Origin of the sequence: Paenibacillus rhizoplanae, from assembly GCF_042684125.1 — a bacterium.
Lineage (GTDB): Bacteria > Bacillota > Bacilli > Paenibacillales > Paenibacillaceae > Paenibacillus_AQ > Paenibacillus_AQ rhizoplanae.
In genome coordinates this window covers 115,932-126,298 of sequence record NZ_JBHUKY010000025.1, presented here as the reverse complement: position 1 = coordinate 126,298, position 10,367 = coordinate 115,932, and the positions used below count along the sequence as shown (strand labels likewise).

The following is a 10,367-nucleotide window of genomic DNA, read 5'->3' as shown; positions in this document are numbered from 1 at the left end:
GTTGAGAAACTCTCAGCAAATCGCCTAATCTTTTTAAAAATGTGACCTTAGATTTTGGCCCAGTCTTGCTATTTAACAAATCGAATTATGAAATTGACTCCTTCATCCTACTGTAAAGGAGACTAACCTATGGAAATATCCTCATTTTTGCTGCCCAAGGATCAGGTTGCGTTCATTACTTCCTCGATCTCTATGCGGGAAGCGCTGGATCAGCTGGAGAATCATTATTATTCGGCCATTCCAATTATTGACGATGCCGGTAAATATGTTGGGACCTTGTCGGAGGGCGATCTGCTATGGAAGCTGAAGAACACCGACGGACTGAGCTTCGCGAATATGAACGAGGTGACCGTTGGCTCCATTCAGCGTCATGTGCATAACGAGAGCGTCGAGATCCACGCGCAGATGGAGGATATGCTGACTCTGGCAGCAGACCAGAACTTCGTTCCGGTAGTGGACGACAGCGGAATCTTCCTCGGCATCATCCGCCGCAAGGACATCATCGAGTATTACACGCGGAACATCACCGATTAGCAGGATGCGCCGCATTGCAGGATCAAGTGATTCAACCGAAAGCAACGGCAAAGGCAGGACCGTCCTGTGAAGGGCGGCCCTGCCTTTGTTCAAGTTAACAGGTCTATATGATTTCAAACACATGGGTCAGGCGGGTCAGCTCAAAAATCTTCCGTACATTGTCGTTCAGGCCCGTCAGCCTGATGGTGCCTCCCGCCTCTACACATTTCTTGTAGGAGCTGACAATCACTCCAAGACCGGTACTGTCAATGAAACGGCAGGTCCCGAAATCAAGCAGGAAGCTTGAATGTCCCCCAAGAATATAACCCCGTACTGTCTCCCTGAACTGACCGGCTTCCTCAACCGAGAACAGCTCCGGCATCTCAATGATCATCTCGCTCAAGCTACTCACCCCTGATTTTAAATTTCTCTACAAGAATCTCCAGCTCATTAGCCATGGCACTGATCTCCTGGGCGGAGGCTGCAAAATTATTGACCGTAGCCGCCTGTTCTTCTGTAGCGCTGGATACATTCTCTGTGTTTGCTGCCGCGAGTTCCGAGATCGTGCCCATAGAATCAATCAGCTTGATGATCTGGTCTGAGGTAGCTACTTCATCTCTGGTAATATCCAGAATCTCCTGCACATTATCCGTGATCATCTCAACAGACTGTATGATATGGACGAAGGCTCGGTCCGTCTCATTCACAATGCTCACACCGCTCTCTACTGCTCCGGCAGCGCCTCTCATCGAATCTACGGCCTCGGTAATCCGCGAGATCATCTCGTTGACCAGATCCGTAATCTCACCGGCATTGGTGTGGGTCTCATCCGACAGCTTCCGGACTTCACCGGCCACCACACTGAAGCCTCGGCCGTTCTCTCCTGCTCTCGCGGCTTCAATTGCCGCATTCAGAGCCAGCAGATTCGTCTGCTCGGCAATCTTGTTGATGGTACCGGTAATTGCGGATACCTTCTCCGACAACCCGCTGACCGTATACAATAATGCTTCGGTCTCTTTGGTGCTGCTGTGAATGGTATTCATTGCTTCTACGGTATGAATGACTCTGGCTCTTCCTTCTTGTGCCGCCTGATGAGTAGTCTCCGCATTGCCGGAGGTAGCCGACGCCTTGCTCTGCGCCAGCTGCACCAGACTGGAGAGCTGAACGAGCACCTGGGAAGCATTGATGACCGACTGGTTGTTGTTCTCTGCGCCGGATGCAATCTCCTGGGTACTGGAGCTGATTTCCTGAATAGAGGCGCTGATCTCCTCTGAAGATGCCGCCATCTCCTCCGACATGGAGGTGAGGGACAGGGAACCCGCTCTCACTTTCTCAATAATCGCCTCCTGTTTGTCAATCATGGTGTTGAACGATTCACTCAGCATTTGGAGCTCATCCCCGGTTTGAATTGACGTATGAACGGTCAGGTCGCCGTCACCTGCCAGGCCCATGGCTCGCTCCAGCTTCCGGATCGGATTCACAATATTCCGGGTGGTGAAGAAATACGCTGCCACCATAGCAATGGCAATACAGACCAGGATGAGGATCAGCGTAGTGTTACGGATTTCGGCCGCCGGAGCCATGTAATCCTGCACATTGGCCGTTGTGGCTACAACCCAATGGCCTGCGGGCTGAAAAGAAACATATTTATGTACGCCTTCATAGGTGTAGAAGCCATGCGCGGTGTCTCCCGCCTTCATCCGCTGGACCAGCGCATTTAATTCAGCATTGCTGCCGCTGTCCAGCTTCTCCTTCAGGACCTTGTCCTGCTCCGGATGCGAGACGATGAGACCGGTACGGTCAAGCATATATCCGTATCCATGCTCTCCAATCTTCACCTCTGTCACCGGTGAGGCGATATTCTCAAACAAGGCGGTTCCGATCAGCACGCCGGTAATCTGATCCTTCACCCGCAGCGGTCTGGCGATCGCTACGATGTACTGATTCGTCTCCCGTGACAGGATAACCTCACTGACTGCGTCCTTGCCCTGCAGCGCTTCCTGGAAGTACGGACGGTCCTTCACATCAGGCCCCGTCTCCCCGGAGCTGCTAGTCATCAGCACCCTGCCGTTTGTATCTGCGATAATCAGCGATTCCAATAGCTTGGTGTTGTCTTTCTGCACACCGGAAATATAATAAAACGCTGTGCTTTTGAGGGACGCCACAGACGGATTCCCGGCAAAATCGGCCAATACGCTATTTTTGCTGGCGATTCCCAGATTCGTGCCAACTGCTTCAAGCTCGGCATCCACCGCTTTCGCAGCAGAAGCAGTGGTCCCTCTTAATTCCTCTTCAATCGTCTTCTGCAAGGCACCGGATGCCAGCTGATAGGATACGTAGCCGGATATGCCCAGCGGGATACTGATAATCAGAAGCAACAGGATGCTCATTTTAACTTTTAAACTTAATTTCACAGAACTCTCCCCTTCTTGACTCTATAAGGAACCGATACTCTTGCTGATGTACATCGTATGATGTATCATCTCAGCACTGTCCGAGAAGCAGCGGATCAGATACAAGCCCCGGCCCCCTTCATCCATCAATTCATGGTTCCCGATAGCCTCCGGGAACACCACCTTGCCGTCCCCGGCCCCCGAATCCTCAATCTGAAGCTTAAGCAGCTGATCCATAAGCAGATAACGGATGGTAATCGGCTTGCTGCAATCGCTGAGGTTCCCGTGATAATAGGCATTGGTTACCGCTTCGATCAGAATCAGGCGGATATCAAAAGCATGGGCTTCGAGGTCAAGCTCCCGAATGATTCCGTCAATGATCATCTGATGATGCTCCAGACCGTGAAGCATCACTTCCTTATGAATAGCTTCCATGGCCCACTCCTTAAAGGTTCTGTAATCGCCGCTCTGCTGATGCTCCTGCTTGACACTCTACCCTCCCCTTACAGCAGCAATCCCCGTCCGTCATTTGATATTCAGACTGAGCCAGGTGCAGTCATCCTGCAGAGCAGCCCCGGCAAACCTCTCCAGAAGATAACTGTGCTCCCGCCCGAGCTCTTCTGTGCTGAACAGCAGCTCCATTCCGTCACTATAAAAGCAAAAACGGTCTCCGGACTCGAACGGGAGGGTCTTCTCCTCAAACTCACTGCTCTCAAACATGCCGAGCGGTGCCCCCTTAACGATGACCCTCTCCATGCCCCTGCCCCGGGGAACATAGAGAAATTCATTAATCCCGGCTCCGGCAGCCTTGAGCTGTCCTGTCTTGAAGTCGAGCAGAAAGCAGCAGCCGGCGACATAATCCTCACCCAGATGCTGCAGCGCTTTGGAATTCAGATCGTTCAACACCTGCACGGGGTCCTGTGTACAGGACAGGCTGTCCATGAAAAGTACCCGCAGGGCCGAGATATTCAGCGCGGCCGTAATCCCCTTCCCCGTCACATCACCGATGAAGCCGATGACCTGCTCTTCATTGACTTTATGGAAGATGAAGAAATCGCCGCTTAAGGTTCTTGCCGGAATGTAGAGCTTCTCCAGAACCGCCTTGCTGTAGAGCGGAAAGGATACCGCATGCCGGTGCTCCTGAAGCCGGACCGCCCGCTCCATCTCCCTCTTGCTCTCAGTGATATCCCTGAACACCAGCTGCAGCGCCTTGGACTCCTCATAAATAACCGGCACGCCGGAAATTTCAAGATCAAAGATGCGGTTGTCCTGCTGCCTGATCAGCCGCTGCTCAATACGGAAGCGTTCCTTCAGCAGACCTGTTGTCTGCAGCTTGTTATGCTCCGCACTCTGAAAGTACACTTCCTCGAAGAAATCCTCGATCCTCCTGCCGATCAGCTCCTGCCTCGGATTGCCGAACATCCGCTCAGTCTGCTTGTTGGCGAACAGGATCGTGCCCCCGCTGTAGACCAGAATGGGCTCGGGGCAGAGCTCGACCAGATCCCTGTACCGCTCCTCGCTTTCTCTGAGCCGCTGCTCCGAGCGGACCCGTTCGCTGATATCATGAATTACGGTATACACGCAATTCTTCCCCAGCATCGTCATCATGCCGGTATGAACCTCCACATCGATGGGCTCCCCGCGGGCCTGGATATGGCGGTCGATGAACACACGGTTCTTCCCGTCCATGCCTTCAGGCAGCGCCTTATCCACAAACTCCTGAACCCCCGAAGTCCGGTCAGCGGCCAGATCACAGATCCGGAGTTGCCTGAATTGCCGGATGCTGTAGCCGTAGAACTCACAGGCTGCCCGGTTCGCATCAGTAATACCGCCACTCTCCGGGTCCACCAGCAACGTAATGAGATGATTGTTCTCATAGATGCAGCCATAATGCTCCATACACTGCGCCGGGCTGGGAGAGCGATGCAGATTCTTACACGGTTTATCGGTTGCCATTACACAAGCCTCTATTCTATTCAGCATTAAAGTCTACCCATTATATGCAATAAAAAAGAAGCAAGCCGTGAATTCCGACACAGTTAGACAGAAAAACCCGGTCTGCGGCATGAAAACATGACCACAGTCCGGGTTAATCTTACAATCTGCATGAAGTTATCAGGCTGAAGCTTAGCCTTACAGCTCTGTCAGAATAATGGTCCCCTGCGGGGTGACCGCCAGCGTATGCTCATACTGGGCCGACAGACCTCCGTCAATGGTGCGCGCAGTCCACCCGTCTGCATCCACCTTGGTCCGGTAGCTGCCTGTATTGAGCATGGGCTCAATGGTGAACACCATGCCTTCCTTAATCCGCGGGCCTTTGCCCGCCGGGCCGTAATGAGGCACTTCAGGGGCTTCATGCATCTCGGAGCCAATCCCGTGACCAATGAAATCCCTGACTACGGAATAGCCGTTAGATTCGGCGTATACCTGGATAGCATGCGCTACGTCCCCTATGCGGTTGCCGGCTACAGCCTGCTCGATGCCTTTGAACAGAGATTCTTTGGTCGTCGCCAGCAGCTTCTCCGCCTGCTCACTAATTGTACCCACCCCGTAGGACCAGGCCGAATCCGCCAGCCAGCCGTTCAGGTTGACTACCATATCAATCGTTACAATATCTCCATCCTTCAGCTCCTCATGCTTCGGGAAGCCATGGCAGATGACATCATTCACAGATGCGCAGGTAGCATACGGATAACCGTGATAGCCTTTTTGCTCCGGGGTTGCTCCCTGGGAGAGGATGAACTTCTCGGCAAACTGGTCGATCTCCCAGGTCGTAATTCCCGGCTTGATCAACCCGGCAATCTGCCGGTGGCATTCCGCCAGTATTTTACCGGCTGCCCGCATTTTCTCAATCTCTTCCATCGATTTCATAATGATCATTCAATTCGCCTCTTCTGTACAGAATCCATTACTCACTATATATAATGGCTCTTAGTTATAATGGTGTATTGCTACTCTATATTATGAAAGAAAACCGCCGAAAATCCAAATAAACAAACAAAATAAACCTGTCTCCCGCAAAAACACCAGAAAACAGGCTCATGATTTGCATTCCCTTGATGGCTAATCTGTACAAGTTATTGTTAACTACGGCATATGCAGACCGCCAGGCATTAGCCGTCAGTCGTGGAAATTGAGACCCGAAGTAACGGCCTTGACATATCCGCTGCGGATCACATAATCGCCGAAGTGTTCACCAGCAGCGCGTTCCTTGGCATAACCATGAATAATCGGCTCTAGAGTGGCCAGAATCTCCTGCTCATCAATGTTCTCCTTGTACAGCTTGTTCAGCCGGTCTCCGGTAAAGCCTGCACCCAGGTACATATTATATCTGCCCGGACCTTTGCCGATAAAAGCAATCTCGCCCAGCGCCGGTCTGGCACAGCCGTTAGGGCAGCCGGTCATACGGATGATAATCTCTTCATTACGCAGCCCGGCTTCATCTATGATAACCTCCAGCTTATCCAGCAGATACGGCAGATAACGCTCCGCTTCCGCCATAGCCAGCCCGCAGGTCGGCAGTGCTACACAGGACATCGCACTTCTGCGCAGTGCAGAATGATGGGCCCCGTCCGTCAGCCCGTACTGCTTGGCAAGCTCTGTAATCTTGCGTTTCTTCGCCTGGGTCACTCCGCCGATGATCAGATTCTGGTTCGGGGTCAGCCGAAAGTCTCCGCTGTGAATTTTGGCAATCTCGCGCAGGCCGGTCATCAGCGGGTAGCCCTCCTGATCCTGAATCCGTCCGCTCTGGATATAGAGCGTCAGGTTCCATTTGCCGTCCATCCCCTTCACCCAGCCGTACCGGTCGCCATTATGATCGAAGTGATAGCCGCGCGCAGGCTCCAGCGTCCAGCCCAGCCGTTCGTGCAGCTCTCCCTTGAACCACTCCAGTCCGTGCCGGTCGATCGTGTACTTGAAGCGGGCATTCTTGCGGACCGAACGGTTGCCGTAATCACGCTGGATCGTAACCGTCTTCTCCGCCAGATCAATCATCTGCTCCGGACGGCAGAAGCCGATGATCCGTCCCAATTGGGGATACGTATTCGTATCGCCGTGCGTCATCCCCATGCCGCCGCCGACCGACACGTTGAAGCCGGCCAGCTTGCCGTCCTCCAAAATGGCGATGAAGCCCAGATCCTGGGAGAACACATCTACATCATTGGACGGAGGCACCGCCAGGCCAATTTTGAATTTGCGGGGCAGATAGACCGGTCCATAGATCGGCTCAACCACCTTGCTGTCCACAACCTTTTCGCCGTCCAGCCAGATCTCATGATACGCGCGGGTACGCGGGGCAAGGTGATCGCTGATTTTGTTAGCCCATTCCTGGACCTCGGCATGAACCTCGGATTGATAAGGGTTCGGGCCGCTCATCACGTTACGGTTAACATCACCGCAGGCCGCAAGTGTAGTCATCAGGGTGTCGTTAATCGTTCTGATCGTCTTCTTGAGATTCCATTTGAGCACCCCATGCATCTGAAAAGCCTGCCGCGTCGTCAGGCGCAGTGTCCCGTTGCCGTACTTATGAGCAAGCTCATCCATGACAAGCCACTGTGCAGCAGACGCCACGCCGCCGGGCGCTACTACCCGCAGCATGAACTGGAAAGCCGGCTCCAGCTTGGAGCGCTCCCGCTCATTGCGCAGATCCCGGTCATCCTGCATGTAGCTGCCGTGGAATTTCAGCAGCCGGTTGTCATCCTCCGGCAGCCCTCCTGTAATCGGATTGCTGAGGGTCTCGACAAGCGCCCCGCGCAAATAATTGCTCTCCAGCTTGATATGTTCAACATCACTCGGCGGTCCGCCAATCGGCTTCACCGCTGATTCATTGTTTGCCATTGCTGATTCTCTCCTCTTTCGTTTAAGTCCCGCCTAATAGACATCCCGCTGGTAACGCTGCTCCTGTTGAAGAGTCTCCAGATAAGCGGCAGCCGCTTCCGGGCTTAGTCCGCCTTCCTCCTGGATCACTGTAATGAGTGCGGAATGCACATCATGGGCCATATGCTTCTCATCGCCGCACACGTAGACATGCGCCCCTTCCTGCAGCCAGCGGTACAACTCCTTGCTATGCTCCAGGATACGGTGCTGTACGTATACCTTCTCTTCAGTGTCGCGTGAGAAGGCCACATCCAGCCTGCTGAGGACACCATCCTTCAGCATCCGCTGCCAGTCCGTCTGGTAGAGGAAGTCTGTAACGAAATGACGGTCGCCATAGAACAGCCAGCTTGGACCCTCTGCCCCCTGCTCTTCACGTTCCTCCAGGAAGGAACGGAACGGGGCCACGCCTGTACCCGGACCGATCATGATCACCGGTACACTAGAATCAGCGGGCAACTTAAAGTTCGGATTGTTCTGGATATACACCGGCAAAGTGGCACCCGGCTGTACACGCTCAGCACAGTGTACCGAGCAGACGCCGTAGCGCTCACGGCCATGTGACTCATAACGTACAGCCCGCACGGTGAAGTGTACTTCATCCGGGTTCGCATTATAGCTGCTGGCTATGGAATACAACCGGGCCGGAAGCTTGCGCAGGATGGTCACGAAGATGCTGGCCGGAGCCTCCCAGGGTCCATAGTCTTGAATAAGATCCAGCAGATCCCGGCCCTGGATATACTCCTTCAGCTCCTGCTGCCGCCCGGGGGCCAGCAGCTCCTTCAGGGCAGGTGCGGAGGTAAGCCCGGCAGCCTGCTCCAGGAGCGGCTTCGTCAGCACCGTAATTTCATAATGCCGCAGCAGCGCCTCCTGTAGCGTGCCTTCTTCGCCCTTCTTGTTCAGCGGAACACGTTCGTCCGCAGTCCAGCCCATAGCGGCAATGATCTCTTCTACCAGCTGCGGATGGTTCTCGGGATAGACGCCAAGGGAATCCCCCGGCTCAAAGGTAATATTCGATCCGGCAAGTGACAGCTCCAGATGGCGGGTCTCACGGTCTGAGCCGCGGCCGTTCAGATTAAGATTCTCCAGTACTTCGGCATGGAAAGGATGATTTCGTGAAAAGCCTGATTCCAGCGACTCTGCGCTCTCCGCAGCCTGAACCGCTGCATCCGCAATTCCTGCAGCATTCTGCGCGCCGTTAAGCGCGCTGATGACCTGGCCGAACCACTCGGCCACCGGCTCATCATAATCGAGGTCGCAATCTACACGCGGGCTTAACCTTTGTGCGCCCAGTTCTTCCAGCTTCTGATCGAAGTCTTTGCCCGTCTGGCAGAAGAATTCATAGGAGGTATCGCCCAGCGCGAGTACCGAGAAGCGCAAGCCTGGAAGCTGCGGGGCTCTTTTGCTGTAGAGGAACTCATGGAAGGCACGGGCATTATCCGGCGGTTCCCCTTCGCCATGGGTGCTGACCAGCAGCAGCAGGTTCTCTGTCTTCTTCAGTCCGTTGGGCTTAAAGCTGTTCATTGCAGACACCGTGACCTTGAAGCCCTGCTCCTCCAGCTTGCGGGAGAGGCTTACCGCCAGCCGCTGGCAGTTGCCGGTCTGGGAGCCGAACAATACGGTCACTTCACGCGAGCTTTGCGGCGGAGCGGCTGTTGCCGACTCTACTACTACTGCTGGAGCAGCAGGGGATACAGCCAGAACGCTTGATCCCTGGTTGCCCTGCAGCGACAGGGCAGATAAATACCCGCTCAACCATACCTGCTGTGAAGGTATCAGCGTGGGCAGAAGCTGGTTCAGCAGCTCTGCCTGGTTCTCATTAAAAGGACTGTTCGTAACTTGTAGTTGCAACAATATCGACCTCTCCTTAGCGTGCAATCTTCTTTCCTCTTAATATCATGAACTCAGGCTAACACATTCGCAGGAAACGATCAACGCATCATATAACAGGAACTATGTAGATAATAAGGTAAATATATGTATAAAATGCACAAAACCCGTCTAAATCATAGTAAAATGCTCTGATTTAGGCGGGTTCATTACTAATAATGATAACTTGCATTAGATAATATGATAGCCCGAAGCGGTCTGAACACAGTATTTATAACCGTCCGCGGGCTGTTTTTGGCCGGAAGTGGTCCAGCAGCAGGTAGACTAAGATCAGGATGCCTCCGGCATTAATGGCCAGATCGGCCAGGTTCATAATCCCGCCGCGGCTCCCGAACACCAGGAAATCTGTAACCTGATGATAGATCACCCGGTCGATGCCATTGCCTACAGCTCCTCCAACCAGAAATCCGCTGGCTGCTTCGAGCAGGGGTCCGCGGATGGCGCCCTGGCGCCGGTAATAGAATATTGCAGCTACAAAAACAACAGCGACAATAGCAAAATACTTCCCGTAACCCTGAAAGGAGCTGAAGGCTGCGCCGCTGTTCTCATAATACTCAAACCGCATATGCGGGCTCCAGGAAGGAAGGATCTCCCCGAGCTCCATATGGGTGCGCACTATCCACTTGGTGGTCTGATCAAGGATCAGGACTATTGCAGCTATCAGATAAAAAAGCATCTCACGCCCCCCGTCTCTTCTCT

Annotated in this window: 9 protein-coding genes; 1 reads left to right on the top strand and 8 read right to left on the bottom strand. The window is 53.6% G+C overall.

From position 1 onward, the window contains the following. Nucleotides 1-129 precede the first annotated feature (129 nt). On the top strand, nucleotides 130-534 hold the full coding sequence (locus ACFSX3_RS15800) for a CBS domain-containing protein (RefSeq protein WP_036700824.1): 405 nt from the start codon (nucleotides 130-132) through the stop codon (nucleotides 532-534). A gap of 103 nt (nucleotides 535-637) precedes the next feature. On the opposite strand, the gene ACFSX3_RS15795 is transcribed toward ACFSX3_RS15800, so the two are convergent. The 8 genes from ACFSX3_RS15795 to lspA form a co-directional block, all read right to left on the bottom strand. Continuing rightward, complete coding sequence (locus ACFSX3_RS15795; protein WP_339225465.1) at nucleotides 638-907, bottom strand: STAS domain-containing protein; 270 nt, start codon at nucleotides 905-907, stop codon at nucleotides 638-640. Nucleotides 908-917: 10 nt separating this feature from the next. Beyond that, nucleotides 918-2,927, bottom strand: coding sequence for a methyl-accepting chemotaxis protein (locus ACFSX3_RS15790; protein ID WP_379256233.1), 2,010 nt, complete (start codon nucleotides 2,925-2,927; stop codon nucleotides 918-920). Nucleotides 2,928-2,948: 21 nt separating this feature from the next. Then, nucleotides 2,949-3,341 carry an ATP-binding protein gene (locus tag ACFSX3_RS15785; protein WP_209993137.1) on the bottom strand — a complete coding sequence of 131 codons (393 nt, stop codon included), beginning with the start codon at nucleotides 3,339-3,341 and terminating at the stop codon, nucleotides 2,949-2,951. 90 nt (nucleotides 3,342-3,431) lie between these two features. After that, a complete protein-coding gene (locus ACFSX3_RS15780; RefSeq protein WP_209993136.1) occupies nucleotides 3,432-4,862 on the bottom strand; it encodes a PAS domain S-box protein in 1,431 nt (476 codons plus the stop codon). Nucleotides 4,863-5,039: 177 nt separating this feature from the next. Next, on the bottom strand, nucleotides 5,040-5,786 hold the full coding sequence (gene map, locus ACFSX3_RS15775; RefSeq protein WP_036733023.1) for a type I methionyl aminopeptidase: 747 nt from the start codon (nucleotides 5,784-5,786) through the stop codon (nucleotides 5,040-5,042). A 240-nt stretch (nucleotides 5,787-6,026) separates the two neighbouring features. Continuing rightward, nucleotides 6,027-7,742, bottom strand: a complete 1,716-nt coding sequence (cysI, locus tag ACFSX3_RS15770; protein ID WP_209993135.1) for an assimilatory sulfite reductase (NADPH) hemoprotein subunit — start codon at nucleotides 7,740-7,742, stop codon at nucleotides 6,027-6,029. Nucleotides 7,743-7,775: 33 nt separating this feature from the next. After that, nucleotides 7,776-9,629 carry an assimilatory sulfite reductase (NADPH) flavoprotein subunit gene (locus ACFSX3_RS15765; protein ID WP_209993148.1) on the bottom strand — a complete coding sequence of 618 codons (1,854 nt, stop codon included), beginning with the start codon at nucleotides 9,627-9,629 and terminating at the stop codon, nucleotides 7,776-7,778. 250 nt (nucleotides 9,630-9,879) lie between these two features. Continuing rightward, the gene (gene lspA / locus ACFSX3_RS15760) at nucleotides 9,880-10,344 is read right to left on the bottom strand and encodes a signal peptidase II (protein WP_209993134.1); all 465 of its coding nucleotides are present in this window, start codon (nucleotides 10,342-10,344) and stop codon (nucleotides 9,880-9,882) included. Nucleotides 10,345-10,367: the final 23 nt, after the last annotated feature.